The following is a 15507-nucleotide window of genomic DNA, read 5'->3' as shown; positions in this document are numbered from 1 at the left end:
CACCCGAACTCCGCCTCCGCCCCCCCGCCTGCCGACCGCATCGCGCCGGCTATTCGGGATCGTATTGAAAATAGACCGTCGCCAGCGGTGGCACGGTGATGAGTGCGGAGGCCGGGAAGCCGTGGCTTTCCACCGCCTCCGCCCAGACCGCGCCGCCATTGCCCTGGTTGCCGCCGCCGTAGAACGCCGCATCCGAGTTGAGGATCTCTCGCCAGCGCCCCGCGAAAGGCAGGCCGATGCGATAGCCTTCCCGCAGGACAGGGGTGAAATGGGAGACGACGGCGACGGGCGCGCCATCCTCGCCATCGCCGCTGCGCAGCCAGGCGAACACCGATTGCTCGGCATCGTCGGAGACGATCCAGCGGAAGCCCTGCGGCTCGCAATCCAGCTGATGCAACGCCGGCACCGCGCGATAGAGATGGTTGAGATCGCGCACCAGCGCCTGCACGCCGGCGTGCAGCGGGTGCTCTATCTCGTGCCAATCGAGCGCGCCATCGAATTGCCACTCGCCGCCATGGCCGAACTCGCCTCCCATGAAAATGAGCTTCTTGCCGGGCTGGGCCCACATGAAGCCGTAATAGGCGCGCAGATTGGCAAACCTCTGCCACTCATCCCCCGGCATGCGGCCGAGCAGCGACTTCTTGCCGTACACCACCTCATCATGCGACAGCGGCAGGACAAAATTCTCGCTGAAGGCATAGATGAGACCGAAGGTCATGCGGTCATGGCACCATTTGCGATGCACCGGATCATGCGCCATGTAATCCAGCGTGTCGTGCATCCAGCCCATATTCCACTTGAAGCCGAAGCCGAGGCCGCCGAGATAGGTCGGCGCCGAGACGCCGGCCCAGGCGGTTGATTCCTCAGCAATCATCGTCGTGCCCGGAAAGCTCGCATAGGCGAGTTCGTTGACCCGGCGCAGGAAGGCCACCGCCTCGCGATTGTCGTTCGAGCCGTCCTCGTTCGGCACCCACTCGCCCGCCTTGCGAGAATAGTCGAGATAGAGCATGGAGGCGACAGCATCGACCCGCAGCCCGTCGATGTGAAAGACATCGAACCAGTAAAGGGCGTTGGAGACGAGGGTGGCGGACACCTCGTGCCGGCTGAAATTGAAGATGGCAGTGTTCCAATCGGGATGGAAGCCGCGCCGCATATCCTCATGCTCGTAGAGATGGGTGCCGTCGAAACGGGCGAGGCCGTGCGCATCGGTCGGGAAATGCGCGGGCACCCAGTCGAGCAGCACGCCGAGCCCGGCGCGATGCGCGGCATCCACGAAGCGCGCGAAGCCTGCCGGATCGCCGAAGCGGCGGGTCGGCGCGAAGAGCCCCACCGGCTGATAGCCCCAGGAGGCATCGAGCGGATGCTCGGTGATCGGCATGAGTTCGAGATGGGTGAAGCCCATATCCCGCGCATAGGGCACGAGACGCTCGGCCAGCTCGTCATAGGTCAGGAACCGACCATTCTCGCCCCGCTGCCAGGAGCCGAGATGCACCTCGTAGATCGCCATCGGCTTGCGGCGCGGATCGCCCGCGGCGCGCGCGGCGAGGTGGGCCGCATCATCCCAGGCGAAACGGTCGATCCGCGCGACGACGGAGGCGGTCGCCGGGCGGTATTCGGCAGAAAAGCCGACCGGATCGGCCTTCAGCGGCAGAAGCTCGCCCTGGGGGCCGACGATTTCGTATTTATAGGCCGTGCCCTCGCCGACCTCGGGAGCGAAGATCTCCCACACCCCGGGCCCGTGGCGGCGCCGCATCTGGTGGCGCCTTCCATCCCAGGTGTTGAAATCCCCCACCACCGCGACGCGGCGGGCATTGGGGGCCCAAACCGCGAAATGCACGCCGGCCACGCCCTCATGCTCCATCACATGGGCACCGAGCCGGCTATAGACGCGGTTATGGGTGCCTTCGGCGAAGAGATAATCGTCCATCGGGCCGAGCACCGGCGGAAAGGCATAGGGATCGTAAAATTCCCACACGCCGCCGCTGTTGCGGGCGCGCAGCTTATAGGGCGCCCCCGGCGAGAGCGCCGGCACCAGCCCTTCGAAGAAGCCGTGCGGATGCTTGCAGGCGAGATTGGCGAGCAAGGTGCCGTCGGGCGTGATGGCGGCAAGCTCCTCGGCATGCGGCACAAAGGCGCGGATCGCGAGACCCGCATCGGTCACATGCGGCCCGAGGATGCCGAAAGGATCGCCGTGGCGGGCACCGAGAATCGCCTGCAGGTCAGCACTGCTCACCCGCCAATCCTGCACCCGACGGATGCCGCCGCGTTCACGCTCTGATTTGGCCACGGTTCCCCCGCGTTGTGTTATCCCTCATGGGGCCAGGTCGGCACGCCCCACAGCTCATGCGCATAGTCCCGGATGGCGCGGTCCGAGGAGAAGAAGCCCATGCCGGCGGTATTGAGCACGGCCGAGTGGCGCCAGACAGAAGGCTGGCGCCAGCATTCCGCAACATCCCGCTGCCGCTGATAATAGGCGTCGAAATCGGCCGCCACCATGAAGTAGTCGTGGTAGCGCACCGCCTCGACCAGGCCGCGGTAGCGCCCGGGCTCGTCCGGGCTGAAATTGCCATTCTCGATCGCACTCAAAACTTCCTGCAACATCTCCGACTTGGCGATGATTTCGGAGGAATCAATCGTCCGCGCGCGCTGTGCAGCCACCTCCTCCGCCGTCATGCCGAAGATGAAGATATTCTCGGCTCCGACATGCTCGAGCATCTCGACATTGGCGCCGTCGAGCGTGCCGATGGTCAGCGCGCCGTTGAGGCCGAACTTCATGTTGCCGGTGCCCGACGCCTCCATCCCAGCGGTCGAGATCTGCTCCGAGAGATCAGCCGCCGGGATCACCACCTCGGCGAGGCTCACATTGTAGTTCGGCAGGAACACGACCTTGAGCGCCTCCCGCAGCGTCGGGTCGCTATTGATCACCCGCGCCACATCATGGGCAAGCTTGATGATGAGCTTGGCGCGGTGATAGCTCGGCGCCGCCTTGCCGGCGAAGATCTTCACCCGCGGCTGCCAATCGCGCATCGGCTGGGCGCGGATCGCGTTGTAGAGCGCGATGGTTTCGAGAATGTTGAGCAGCTGGCGCTTATATTCGTGAATGCGCTTGATCTGCACATCGAACATCGCATGGGGGTTCAGCCGCACGCCCACCCGCTCGCGCACCAGCCGCGCCAGCTGCACCTTGTTCGCCTGCTTGACGGCGGCGAATTTCTCCTGAAACGCCGCATCCGCCGCGAGAGGCGCGAGCTTGGCAAGCGCCATCTCATCATCAAGGAAGGCGGGCCCGATCGCATCGGTGATGAGCGCCGTGAGCCCGGGGTTCGACTGATAGAGCCAGCGGCGGAAAGTGATGCCGTTGGTCTTGTTGTTGATCCGGTCCGGATACATGCGGTTGAAGTCGTGAAACACCGTCTCGCGCATCAGATCGGTATGAAGCGCGGAGACGCCATTGACCTTATGCGAGCCGAGGAAGGCGATATTGCCCATGCGCACGCGCCGGCCATGGGTTTCGTCGAGCAGCGACAGGCTGCTCATGATCGCGATATCCTCGGGGAATTTATGCTTCACCTCATCGAGGAACATGAGGTTGAGCAGGTAGATGATCTGCATGTGGCGCGGCAGCAGCCGCTCCATCAGCGAAACGGGCCAGGTCTCCAGCGCCTCGGGCAGCAGGGTGTGGTTGGTGTAGCAGAAGGTCTTGCGGGTGATGTCCCAGGCCTGGGTCCAGGGCACCTTGTGGATATCGACGAGGATGCGCATCAGCTCGATCACCGCGATCGAGGGATGCGTATCGTTGAGCTGGATCGCCGCCTTCTCGTGCAGGCTCTCGATCGTATCGAAGGAGCGCAGATGGCGGCGGATAAGATCCTGCAGGCTGGCGGCGGCGAAGAAATATTCCTGGCGCAGCCGCAGCTCCTGGCCGGCCGGGGTCTCGTCGCTTGGATAAAGCACGCGGGAGATCGCCTCGACCCGCGCGCGCTCGCTCAGCGCGCCGACATGATCGCCCTGGTTGAAGGCATCGAGGCGGATCGGATCGACCGCGCGGGCCGACCACAGCCGAAGCGCGTTGACATGCCGCCCGCGCCAGCCGACGATCGGGATATCGTAAGCGATAGCCGAGACGCGCTCCGCCGGATGCCAGACATGTTCGGCAAGACTGTCTGAATCCGAAACCATCGCGACTTCGCCGCCGAAGCCGATATCGTAGGAAATTTCCGGCCGCTCGAACTGCCAGGGGCTGCCGAGTTCAAGCCAGTCCTCGGGGTATTCCTGCTGGTAGCCGTTCTTGACGATCTGGCGGAAAAGGCCGTGATCGTAGCGGATGCCGTAGCCGATGGCGGGGATCGCGAGGCTCGACATGCTTTCGAGATAGCAGGCAGCGAGCCGGCCGAGGCCGCCATTGCCGAGTGCCGCATCGGGCTCCACCTCGCGCACCGCGTCGAAATCGACGCCGAGTTGGTCGAGCGCACCGCGCACGATCTCGCCCAAGCCGAGATTGCCGAGATTATCCCGTAAAAGCCGCCCGATGAGGAATTCGAGCGACATGTAATAGACGCGCTTGGCGCCGGAGGAATAGGTGGCGTCCGTGCTCCGGTGCCAGCCATCGACCACACGATCCCGCACGGCGAGCGCGGTCGCCACATACCAATCGCGGTTATTGGCGGCGACCCGCGCCTTGCCAACCTGGTAGTGCAGCTTCTGCTCGATCGCGGCGCGCATGTCACCCACCTCCCGCGCCCGGATTTCAGCGGGGGTTTCGTCTCGATAGGCCGTCAGCGTGGCGTGAGGGGTCGGCGTCTCAACCTCTGGCGTCACAGAACTCTCTCCTCGGCGATGAAGCAGGCGGGGGCGGATCACAAGGCCGTGGCGGCGGCGGCTTCGGCACCCCGGGAACCGAGCTAGCTTGCGCAGGATCGGGCGTGATGGAAAGTGATTTCTGCCCGCTGGCGCATGACCATGGCATGGCAACCGGCCCGCTGGAGCGGCGCGGGGGGCACCGTCGAACGCCCCCCGAAGCGGGGTGCGCGGCAAGCCGCCTTGCCCGGCTTGCGACTTCCGCGATCGGGGTGGCTGGACGATGCGCCGATCCCTCCCAAATAGGGAACACCGCTGCCCCCGGGCTCCGCTCCGTCATCCGGGGCCTTGCGGCGCCGTGCCGCTCCCCGCCCTCGGACCGCGAGACCCGCCCCATGCCCCTTCCGCTTCGCGCCACCTATCGGCTTCAGCTGCACAGCGGTTTCACCTTCGCCGATGCCGAGGCGGTGCTGCCCTATCTCGCGCGGCTTGGCATCAGCCACCTCTACCTCTCTCCCATCCTCGCCGCGCGCCCCGGCTCCACCCATGGCTATGACGGCACCGATCCGCGGCTGATCAACCCGGAACTTGGCGGCGAGGCCGGGTTTCGCGCCTTGAGCGCGGCGGCGCATGCGCAGGGCCTCGGCATCATCCTCGACATCGTGCCCAATCATCTCGCGGTCGATATGGCCAATCCGCTCTGGATGGAGGCGCTGGAATTCGGCGCGGCCGGGCCGGCCGGCACGATCTTCGACATCGATTGGGCGCGTGGCCGGGTGACGGTACCGGCCCTCGGCCAGACCTTCGCCGACAGCCTGGAGGCGGGCGAGATCACCCTCGGCGTCGATTGGGCGGCGGGCCGCATCCTCGCCCGCTATTACGAGCAGGCCTGGCCGCTCCGCCCGGAAACGGTCGCCGCCGCCTTGCAGATTGCCGATGCCGAGGATGAGGGCGCGCTCTCCGGCCTCTCGCGCCTCTGGCTCTCGCTCGATGGCCGGCTCTCGGAGGAAGCCGAAACGGTCGCCCGCGCGCGGCAGGGCCTGAGCGGCCTCGACGCACGGCATCGCGCCAAGCTCGAAGACGCACTCAGCCAGATGGATGTGGCGGGCGTGCTCGCCCGCCAGCATTGGCGGCTCACCCATTGGCGGGCGGAGGTGGACCGGCTGACCTATCGCCGCTTCTTCAACATCACCGGGCTGATCGGGCTGCGCGTGGAAGACCCTGCGGTCTTCGATCTCGTCCATGCGGTGCCGCTCGGCCTGCTGCGGGAGGGGTTGATCGAGGGGCTGCGCGTCGATCATATCGACGGGCTGTCCGACCCCGCGGCCTATTGCCGGCGCCTGCGCGATGAGGCCGGGCCGGAGGCGATCATCCTCATCGAAAAGATCCTCGCCCGCGGCGAGCCGCTGCGCGACTGGCCGATCACCGGCACCACAGGCTATGAGCGGCTGCAGGATATCCAGGGCCTCTTCGTCGAGCCCGACGGGTTCCGCACGCTCGACCGTTACCTCGTCGAACGGCGGCTGCTGGCCCCCGAACCTGCCGCGCGCCTCGCAGCCGCCAAGGCGCTGATGCTGCGGCGGAGCTTCGCCGGCGAGGTGGAGGCGCTCGCCGAGCTTGCCCGCATCATTATGGAAGGCGCGGCGGAAGGGCCGGAATTCGGCCCCGCGACGCTCCGCGAGGCGGTGATCGCCCTGCTCGTTCATTGCCCGGTCTATCGCGCCTATGGCGCCGATGCAGCGAGCGATGCGGCCGATGCGGCGATCTGGCAGCAGACCATGGCCGCGCTCACCGCGCGGGATGAGCCTTGGGCCGCGGAACTCGCCGGGCGGCTGCTCGCGCGGCTGCAAAAGGCCGGCGCCGGCACGCCGGAGGAGACCTTCCTGCGGCGCTTCCAGCAGCTTAGCGGCCCGGCCATGGCCAAGGGGCTCGAAGATACCGAATTCTATCGGAGCGTGGCGCTGGCCGCGACCGGCGAGGTCGGCGGCGATCTCGCCGCCCCCTGGCTCACCCCGGCCGCCTTCCATGCGATCCAGGAGAACCGCGCGGCGGCCAGGGCGGCGGACCTCATTCCGCTTGCGACGCATGATACGAAGCGCGGCGCCGCCACCCGGGCGCGCATCGCCATCCTGGCCGAGGATGCCGCCGGCTGGATCGCTCGCTTCGAGGCGTGGCACGCCCAGAACAAGGCACTGCGGACGACGCTGCCGGGCGGCGAAGCGCCTGATCCGCTGGACGAATGGCTGATCTACCAGACGCTGCTCGGCGCCTGGCCGATCAGTGAGGAGAGGCTCGCGGAATTCCTCACCAAGGCGATGCGGGAAGCCAAGCGCCATAGTTTCTGGGACCATCCGAACGAGGCCTATGAGGCCGCCGTGCAGGCCTTCGGCCGCGCTTTGCTGCGGGAGGAGCGCGCCGCCACCTTCCGTCAGGCGCTCGGCCAGCTTGTCGCCGAGATCGATCCGGGCGCGCGCAGCGCCACCCTCTCCGCCACCATCCTGCAGATGACGCTGCCCGGCACGCCGGATATCTACCAGGGCACCGAGCTTTGGGATTTCACCCTGGTGGACCCGGACAATCGCCGCCCGGTCGATTACCCGGCGCGCGCGGCGATGCTGGAGACGGCGGAGGCGCCCCGCCTCGCACAGGACAAGAGCGGGGAAACCCGCCTGCGCTGGACCCGCGCGCTGCTGGCGCTCCGCCAGGAAAGCCCTGCCCTCTTCGCGCGGGGAGATTACCGGCCGCTCGATCTGCCGGCCGGCTGGCTCGGCTTCACCCGCAGCTATCAGGAAGAGAGCCTGGCCGTGATGGTGCCGATCCGCAGCTTGGCGGCCCGCCCGGCGCCGCCGCTACCCTCCGCACCGGCCGGCAAGCACTGGCAGATCCTCGCGCCGCTCGGCCCCACCGGCGGCGCAGGCAGCACATTTCCCGGCCTGGTCGCCCAGGCTCGCTAAGCAAGCTCGCTCAGGAAGTCCTTGCCTGCCGCCGTCATCGCACCGCACCATGGCATGGTTGCGATGCGGTGACGGGAATGCTGGCCGATGACATTAGCGGAGCTTGAAGCCCGGCTGCGGGCAGACCTCGCCTGCCTGGACTACCCGGCCAAAGGCTGGATGCCGAAGCGTCAGCATGGCGGGGAGCCGGTGCTTGACGTGTTGATCATCGGTGCGGGCCAGGGCGGGCTTGCCACCGCCTTCGGCCTGATGCGGGAGAAGATCGGCAATATCCTCGTCGTCGATCAGGCGGCGCGCGGCGGCGAAGGGGTGTGGACGAGCTTCGCCCGCATGATCACGCTGCGCACGCCCAAACACGTCTCCGGCCCCGATCTCGGTATTCCGAGCCTGACGCCGCGCGCCTGGTACGAAGCGCGCTTCGGCGCCGCCGCCTGGCAGGCGCTGGGCAAGCTGCCGCGCGAAGTCTGGCAGGATTATCTCGACTGGTACCGCGCCGTGCTCGATCTGCCCGTGCGCAACGAGACCCGCATCGTCGATATCGCGCCCGAGAGCGATCTGCTGGCCGCGACGGCCGCGGATGGCACGCGCTTCCTCGCCCGCCGCATCGTCCTCGCCACCGGCATCGCGGGTTCCGGCGCCTGGATGATCCCCGATTTCATCGAGCGCGCCCTGCCCCGCGCGCGCTATGGCCATACTTCGGAGGCGATCGATTTCGCCGCCCTCGCCGGCAAGCGGGTGGGGGTACTGGGCGCCGGCGCCTCCGCCTTCGACAATGCGGCGACCGCGCTCGAAGCCGGGGCGGCGCGGGTGCAGCTTTGCGTGCGGCGGCGGCGCTTGCCGCGCGTCAACCCCTATCGCTGGATGGAGCAGGCGGGCTTCCTCGGCCAGTTCGCCGCCCTGCCAGACCTCATGCGCTGGCGTTTCATGCGCCATATCTTCACCATGAACCAGCCGCCGCCGCCCGATACGGTGGCGCGCTGCGCCGCTTTCCCGCAGTTCTCGGCCCATCCTGGCACGCCCTGGCTCGATGCCCGCATGGCAGGCGAGGAGATCCGCATCCTCACGCCGCAGGGCGAGCTTGCCTTCGACTATGTCATCATCGGCGCCGGCTTCGTCATGGATGCCGCCCGCCGGCCGGAACTTCGGCGCCTCGCCCCCGCCATCGCGACCTGGGGAGACCGCTTCACCCCGCCGCCGGGGGAAGAGGATGCGGTGCTGGCCAGCTACCCCTACCTCGCCACCAACTTCACCTTCACCAGCCGCGAGGCGGGAACGCCCGCCGCCGCCGCTCTGGCGCGGATCCACAACTTCACCTTCGGCGCAACGCCGAGCATGGGGCTGTCCGGCGCCTCGATCAGCGGGCTGAAATTCGGCGTCCGCCACCTCGTAGAGGCGCTGGCGCGGGAGTTCTTCACCGAGGATGCGGAGCTGCACTATGCGAGCCTGCTCGGCTACGAGGAACTGGAATTGACCCCCGATGCCTGGCCCGATGAGGGGCTCGGCACGGCAATCACCCCGCTCGCGGCTGGCTGAAACGGTTTTGACCGAGAGCGCCCTCGTTCTGCCGCCCCCGCGAATTCCATCCGGGCGCGAATTGGGTTATGGCCTCGCCGCAGAAAGAGACGCCTTACGGACGGGCACGGGAGCGATCATTGCGCCAGGATCAAATCGCGCCCCCCGGGGCTCCGCCTTCGGCCGAGCGGCGGGGCTTAAGCCAGGCGGGCCGGCCAGCGTGAGAAGTTTCCGTTCCTCAAGCTTGGCGTGCTATAGAACTTTTGTGCAAAGACCTTCTGTGCGCCCGCATCGGGTGGCCGGTTGCGCAGGTTCCGCGCCCCGCACGCCCTGCTCTTTGATTTCTCCGATTACTGCATCGTGAAGTGGATCGAATGAAAAGCGACAACCGGAAAGCTGCCCCCCTGAGCGTCAACCTCGCCCATGAATCGGACGATGCGCTCATCGTGCGCACCGCCTGGCTCTATTATATGGCCGGCCTCAACCAGGAAGAGACGGCGGCGAAGCTCGGGCTGCACCGCACCCGCGTCAATCGCCTGCTCGCCGAGGCGCGGGAACGCGGCCTCGTCACCATCACGATCCAGCACGACAGCGCGCGCGAATTGCAGACCGAGCAGGAAATCGCCGACTGCTACAATCTCGATTTCTGCCTCGCGACCCCCTTCATCGGCTTCGACGATATCGCCGAGAACCCGGCGCTGGCCCGCGCCCAGGGCATGATCGCGCGCCGCGCGGTGGGCAGCGCGGGGGCGAATTTCCTGCGCGGCAAGCTCACCCAGGGGCCGGTCACCATCGGCGTGACCTGGGGGCGGACGATCGAGCAGGTGGCGCTGCACCTTTCCGGCGTGCGCAACCCCGAGGCGAGCTTCGTCTCGCTCATGGGCTCGCTCACCCGCAATTCCGCCTCCAACCCTTTCGAGGTGGTCCAGGCGCTGGCCGCCCGCACCGGCGGCGAAGGCCATTTCATCCCCGTGCCGTTCATCGCCGATTCGAAGGCCGATCGCGACGTGCTCGCCTCCCAGCGGACCGTCGCTGATGCGCTCGAACGCGCGCATCAGGCCGATCTCTATCTGGTCGGCATCGGCGAGCTGACGGAGGATTCCTCGCTCCGCACCCAGAACATGATTACAGCGGAGGAACTGCAATCGGCGCGGGAGGCGGGCGGCGTCTGCGATACGCTCGGCAAGCTCTTCTCGCTGGACGGCAAGCCGATCGACCATGACCTCAACCATCGCACGATCGCCGTCGATATCGAGGATATCCGTGGGCGCGACATCGTGCTGCTGAGCGGCGGCCTCGAAAAAATCGACGCGGTGCAAGCGGTGTTGAGCAGCGGGGTGATCCGTGGCCTGATCATCGACGGCGATACCGCCCGGCTGCTCGCTCAGCGCTGCCGGCGCGGATAGGCGATGGCCGCGCCGCGCGAGGGGCCATCGCCGGTGCCGCACGGCCGCACGGCAAACCTCTCCCGGCTTGCCGTGACGGTGCTCGCGCTCATCGTCGCCGGGCTCGGCCTTGTCGCCCATCGGCGAGGCGAGGCCCCCGCCAGCCGCCGGCTGGCCCCCGGACCCGGGCGCCGCAGGGCGCTGCCGGCGGAGGATCGGGCGCCTTTCACGAAGCCTTGAAGCGCAGGCCGCTGCCCCCGTGCGGCGGGCGCTTCACGCAAGGCCCTTCTGTTCCCGAAAATCCGAGACTAAGCTGGCCGCCCGGGAGGAAGAGCATGATCGAAAAAGCAAAATCCGTATCGCCCCTGTCTCGTACCGCCATGGCCTATGTTCTGGCCGGCGGACGCGGCAGCCGACTTATGGAAATGACGGATCGGCGCGCCAAGCCCGCCGTCTATTTCGGCGGCAAATCCCGCATCATCGATTTCGCGCTCTCCAATGCGCTGAATTCGGGCATCCGCCGCATCGCGGTCGCCACGCAATACAAGGCGCACAGCCTCATCCGCCATATGCAGCGCGGCTGGAACTTCCTGCGGCCGGAACGAAACGAAAGCTTCGATATCCTCCCCGCCAGCCAGCGGGTGAGCGAAACGCAATGGTATGCCGGCACCGCGGATGCCGTGTTCCAGAATATCGACATCATCCGAGACTATCGGCCGGAGCACATCGTCATCCTCGCCGGCGATCATGTGTACAAGATGGATTACGAACTCATGCTGCAACAGCATGAGGACAACGGTGCCGATGTCACCGTCGCCTGCCTGGAGGTTCCGAAAGCGGAAGCGTCGGGCTTCGGCGTCGTCGCGGTGGATGGCGAGGACCGCATCGTCTCCTTCCTCGAAAAGCCCAAAGATCCGCCCCCCATGCCGGACAATCCGGATCGCTGCTTCGCGAGCATGGGGATCTACGTTTTTCGGACGGGGTTCCTCTTCGAGCAGCTGCGGCGCGACGCGGAAGACCCAAATTCGAGCCATGATTTCGGCAAGGATATCATTCCGCATCTCGTGCAGAATGGCCGCGCCTTCGCCCATCGCTTCACCCAATCCTGTGTCCGTTCCGAGGAAGGTGCGGAACCCTATTGGCGCGATGTCGGCACGCTCGATGCCTATTGGCAGGCCAATATCGACCTCACGGACGTGCTGCCGCCGCTCGACCTCTATGACGCGACCTGGCCGATCTGGTCCTATTCCGAACTGACCCCGCCGGCGAAATTCGTGCATGATGTGGGGGAACGGCGGGGCGAGGCGGTCGCCTCCCTCGTCTCCGGCGGCTGCATCGTCTCGGGCGCGCGGGTGCGCCGCTCGCTGCTCTTCACCGGCGTGCGCGCCCATTCCTTCGCGAGCATCCAGGGCGGGGTGGTGCTGCCTTATGCGACCATCGGGCGCGGGGCGCGGCTTTCGAACGTCATCATCGATGCCGGGGTGACGATCCCGGACGGGCTGGTGGCCGGGGAAGACCCCGAGGAGGATGCCCGCCGCTTCCGCCGTACCGAGGCCGGCATCTGCCTCATCACCCAGCCGATGATCGACGCGCTCGGCTGATGGCGGCGCTCGAGGTTCTCGCCGTCGCGTCCGAATTCTTCCCGCTCGTCAAGACCGGGGGACTTGCGGATGTGGCGGGCGCGCTGCCCGCGGCGCTGCGGCCGCATGGCATCGCCGTCACCACCCTCTTGCCCGGCTATCCGGCCGTGCTGGCGGGGATGGCGGGCACGCGCCTCACCCAGGATCTCGGCCCGCTCTTCGGTGGCCCGGCCCGGCTGCTGGCGGGCGAAGCCGCGGGCGCCCCGCTCCTCGTGATCGACGCGCCGCATCTCTACGCCCGGCCCGGCAACCCCTATCTCGACAGCATGGGCCGCGACTGGCAGGACAATGCCGCCCGCTTCGCCGCGCTCGCGCGCGTCGGCGCCCGCCTCGCCCGCGGGCTGCTGCCGGATTGGCGCCCCGCTCTGGTGCATGGGCATGATTGGCAGGCGGGGCTGCTGCCGGCCTATCTGCATTACGAGACTGGTGGCGAGCCGGGCCGGACCCTGCCGCCGAGCGTGACGACGATCCACAACCTCGCCTTCCAGGGCCTGTTCGAGCCGGGCCTGCTCGCGGAACTCGGCCTGCCGCCCGCCGCCTACGCCATCGATGCGCTGGAATATCATGGCAGGATCAGCTTCCTCAAAGGCGGCATCCGCTTCGCTGACCGGGTGACGACGGTTTCGCCCAGCTACGCGCGGGAAATCCGCACGCCGGAAGGCGGCATGGGGCTGGACGGTCTGCTCCGCGCCCGCGGCACGGCGGTGAGCGGTATCCTCAACGGGATCGACACGACTGTCTGGGATCCGCGCACCGACCCGGCCCTGCCGCAGGGCTATTCCCTGCAAGACCCCACGGCACGGGCGGCGAGCAAGGCCGCGCTCTGCGCGCGTTTCGATCTCGACCCCGCGCGTCTGCTCTTCGGTGTCGTCAGCCGGCTGACGACGCAGAAGGGGCTCGACCTGCTGCCCGACTGCCTGCCGACGCTGCGGGAGATGGGCGCCGGCCTCATCATCCTCGGCAGCGGCGCCGCCGACCTCGAACGCGCTTTCGCCGAGGCGGTGCGGCCGGGCGAAACGAGCGTTATGCTCGGCTACGATGAAAGCCTCGCCCACCTCATCTATGCCGGCGCCGATGCGCTGCTCATCCCCTCCCGCTTCGAGCCCTGCGGCCTCACCCAGCTTTGCGCCATGCGCTACGGCTGCCTGCCGGTGGTAACCCGCGTCGGCGGGCTCGCCGATACCGTGATCGACGCCAATGAGGCCGCGCTGGCGGCCGGCGTTGCCACCGGCTTTCAGATGGACGCGCCGGACCAGGAGGCCCTCGATCGCGCGCTCCGCCGCGTCGGCGCCGTCTGGCAGGATCGCGCGGCCTGGGCAGCGATGCAGCGGAGCGCCATGGCCGGTGACGTGAGCTGGAACCGCTCCGCCCGGCAATACGCGGCGCTGTTTCGCGAACTGGTGCCCGAGGGCGCCGGCGATTAGAGCGCGATCGGGGCGGCGCGCCTTGCCGCAAGCCGCCTGCAAGCCACGCCCGCGCTGCGTTCGGCGCGCATCTGCCCCTGATCGGACAGTGCCGTCTGACCAGGATATGCCCAAGACAATGACCACCAGGAAGCTTTGAGGATCAGCGCCATGACCCCTGCCACCCCCATCCTGCCCGAGGACCATGCGCGCGCGAGCCTCATCGGCCGCGTGTTCGACCCGGCGCTCGGCGGCCCGGCGATCGTGCATCTGCGCGGCGAGCGGCTGGCCGACATCACCGCCGCCGGGCCGACCGTCTCGGCCCTTCTGGAACGGGATGCGCCGGCGGAGACGCTCGGCGCCATCGCCGCGCCGCGCGAATACGATCTCGCAACCGTCATCGAGGCGAGCCTCGCCGGGCGGCAGGACGTGCCGCATCTCCTCGCCCCCTGCGATCTTCAGGCGGTGAAGGCTTGCGGTGTCACCTTCGCGCGCTCGATGATCGAGCGGGTGATCGAGGAGCGGGCGCGCGGCGATTTCCGCGCCGCCGAGACCATCCGCGCCCAGATCAGCGAGGCGATCGGCGGCCAGATCCGCACGCTCAAGCCCGGCTCGGCCGAGGCCACGCGGGCCAAGGAGGTGCTGATGGCGGCCGGCCTGTGGTCACAATATCTCGAAGTCGGCATCGGGCCGGATGCCGAGGTCTTCACCAAGGCGCCGGTGCTCGCCGCCGTCGGCCTCGGCGCGGAGATCGGCATCCTGCGGAAATCGAGCTGGAACAATCCGGAGCCCGAGGTCGTCCTCGCCGTCAACAGCCACGGCGCGATCCGCGGCGCGACCCTCGGCAACGACGTGAACCTGCGCGACATCGAGGGGCGGAGCGCGCTGCTGCTCGGCAAGGCCAAGGACAACAATGCCTCGACCGCGATCGGCCCCTTCATCCGCCTCTTCGATGCGCATTTCACGCTGGATGACGTGCGGCAGATGGATCTGAACCTCACCGTCAGCGGCGCGGCGGACGGCTATGTGCTGCGCGGCACGAGTTCGATGCGCGAGATCAGCCGCGATCCGGAGGAGTTGGTGCATCATGCCGCCGGCGCGCATCACCACTATCCCGACGGGTTCATGCTCTTCCTCGGCACGCTCTTCGCGCCGGTGCAGGATCGGGACGAGCCGGGCCAGGGCTTCACCCACAAGCTCGGCGACCGGGTGGAGATCGCATCTCCCCGCCTCGGATGTCTGGTCAATAGCGTGACCTATGCCGAGGAGGCGCCGGCCTGGACCTTCGGCATCGGCGCGCTGATGCGAAACCTCGCCGCGCGCGGCCTGCTTGCCTGAAGGGTCGGGCGCGCCCCTGAAGTCGCTCTAACGAAGGCGGGCGAGCAGGGCCAGCAGCTCCGCCACTTCGTCGCCTGAGAGGGGCGCGAGGGTTTCCCGCGTGATCGCGGCAGCCGCGGCGAGGTTGCGGCGGGTGACCACCACGCCTTCGGGCGTGAGGTTGACCAGCAGCTTCCGCCGATCCTCCGCATCCGGCGTGCGGGAGACGAGGGCGCGCGCCACCAGCCGGTCCACCGTACCCTTGATCGTCGCCGCATCCATGAACACGGCGCGGCCGAGAGCGGATTGCGAGGTCTCGCCGATTTCGAGCAGTTTGGAGAGCACCGCCCATTGCATCGGCGTCAGCCCATCACCGATGCGATGCGCGAAGATGCCGGTGTGGCGCTGCGTCACCTGGCGCAGCAGGAAGCCCACCTGATCGTCCAGCTGGTAGCCTTCCATGATCTCCGGGATCAGCCGCGCGCCATCATCCATTCGG

10 protein-coding genes are annotated in these 15507 nt (G+C 67.7%); 7 read left to right on the top strand and 3 right to left on the bottom strand.

Going from position 1 to position 15507, the window contains the following annotated elements:
- Window positions 1–49: 49 nt before the first annotated feature.
- Both glgB and ACYQ7X_RS09045 read right to left on the bottom strand, forming a co-directional pair.
- Window positions 50–2233, bottom strand: a complete 2184-nt coding sequence (gene glgB / locus ACYQ7X_RS09050; protein ID WP_459696648.1) for a 1,4-alpha-glucan branching protein GlgB — start codon at window positions 2231–2233, stop codon at window positions 50–52.
- A gap of 71 nt (window positions 2234–2304) precedes the next feature.
- Complete coding sequence (locus tag ACYQ7X_RS09045; RefSeq protein ID WP_459696647.1) at window positions 2305–4818, bottom strand: glycogen/starch/alpha-glucan phosphorylase; 2514 nt, start codon at window positions 4816–4818, stop codon at window positions 2305–2307.
- A gap of 374 nt (window positions 4819–5192) precedes the next feature.
- Between ACYQ7X_RS09045 and treY the strand changes: the two genes are divergently transcribed.
- The 7 genes from treY to ACYQ7X_RS09010 all read left to right on the top strand — a co-directional run bounded on the left by treY (window position 5193) and on the right by ACYQ7X_RS09010 (window position 15029).
- Window positions 5193–7751 (top strand): malto-oligosyltrehalose synthase, encoded by a 2559-nt coding sequence (treY, locus tag ACYQ7X_RS09040; protein WP_459696646.1) that lies wholly within the window; start codon window positions 5193–5195, stop codon window positions 7749–7751.
- Window positions 7752–7838: 87 nt separating this feature from the next.
- The gene (locus ACYQ7X_RS09035) at window positions 7839–9284 is read left to right on the top strand and encodes an FAD/NAD(P)-binding protein (RefSeq protein WP_459696645.1); all 1446 of its coding nucleotides are present in this window, start codon (window positions 7839–7841) and stop codon (window positions 9282–9284) included.
- Window positions 9285–9637: 353 nt separating this feature from the next.
- Window positions 9638–10669: a sugar-binding transcriptional regulator gene (locus tag ACYQ7X_RS09030; RefSeq protein WP_459696644.1), complete on the top strand. Its 1032-nt coding sequence runs from the start codon at window positions 9638–9640 to the stop codon at window positions 10667–10669.
- A 3-nt stretch (window positions 10670–10672) separates the two neighbouring features.
- Window positions 10673–10888: a hypothetical protein gene (locus ACYQ7X_RS09025; protein WP_459696643.1), complete on the top strand. Its 216-nt coding sequence runs from the start codon at window positions 10673–10675 to the stop codon at window positions 10886–10888.
- 95 nt (window positions 10889–10983) lie between these two features.
- Window positions 10984–12249, top strand: coding sequence for a glucose-1-phosphate adenylyltransferase (gene glgC, locus ACYQ7X_RS09020; protein ID WP_459696642.1), 1266 nt, complete (start codon window positions 10984–10986; stop codon window positions 12247–12249).
- Window positions 12249–13712: a glycogen synthase GlgA gene (gene glgA, locus ACYQ7X_RS09015; protein WP_459696641.1), complete on the top strand. Its 1464-nt coding sequence runs from the start codon at window positions 12249–12251 to the stop codon at window positions 13710–13712. Before glgC ends, glgA begins: the two co-directional genes overlap by 1 nt.
- A gap of 150 nt (window positions 13713–13862) precedes the next feature.
- Window positions 13863–15029, top strand: a complete 1167-nt coding sequence (locus ACYQ7X_RS09010) for a fumarylacetoacetate hydrolase family protein (protein WP_459696640.1) — start codon at window positions 13863–13865, stop codon at window positions 15027–15029.
- A 27-nt stretch (window positions 15030–15056) separates the two neighbouring features.
- Here the strand turns inward: ACYQ7X_RS09010 and ACYQ7X_RS09005 are convergent, their stop codons facing one another.
- Window positions 15057–15503, bottom strand: a complete 447-nt coding sequence (locus tag ACYQ7X_RS09005; protein WP_459696639.1) for a MarR family winged helix-turn-helix transcriptional regulator — start codon at window positions 15501–15503, stop codon at window positions 15057–15059.
- Window positions 15504–15507 lie beyond the last annotated feature (4 nt).

The sequence above is a fragment of the Acidisoma sp. C75 genome (assembly GCF_054665095.1).
The sequence above is the reverse complement of the archived record's forward strand: the minus strand, read 5'-3'. Positions and strand labels throughout refer to the sequence as shown.

Coding starts and splice junctions, on each gene's coding strand:
- glgA (WP_459696641.1), top strand. CDS start 12,249: ATGGCGGCGCTCGAGGTTCTCGCCGTCGCGTCCGAATTCTTCCCGCTC.
- glgC (WP_459696642.1), top strand. CDS start 10,984: ATGATCGAAAAAGCAAAATCCGTATCGCCCCTGTCTCGTACCGCCATG.
- ACYQ7X_RS09035 (WP_459696645.1), top strand. CDS start 7,839: ATGACATTAGCGGAGCTTGAAGCCCGGCTGCGGGCAGACCTCGCCTGC.
- ACYQ7X_RS09010 (WP_459696640.1), top strand. CDS start 13,863: ATGACCCCTGCCACCCCCATCCTGCCCGAGGACCATGCGCGCGCGAGC.
- ACYQ7X_RS09030 (WP_459696644.1), top strand. CDS start 9,638: ATGAAAAGCGACAACCGGAAAGCTGCCCCCCTGAGCGTCAACCTCGCC.
- ACYQ7X_RS09025 (WP_459696643.1), top strand. CDS start 10,673: ATGGCCGCGCCGCGCGAGGGGCCATCGCCGGTGCCGCACGGCCGCACG.
- ACYQ7X_RS09005 (WP_459696639.1), bottom strand. CDS start 15,503: ATGGATGATGGCGCGCGGCTGATCCCGGAGATCATGGAAGGCTACCAG.
- treY (WP_459696646.1), top strand. CDS start 5,193: ATGCCCCTTCCGCTTCGCGCCACCTATCGGCTTCAGCTGCACAGCGGT.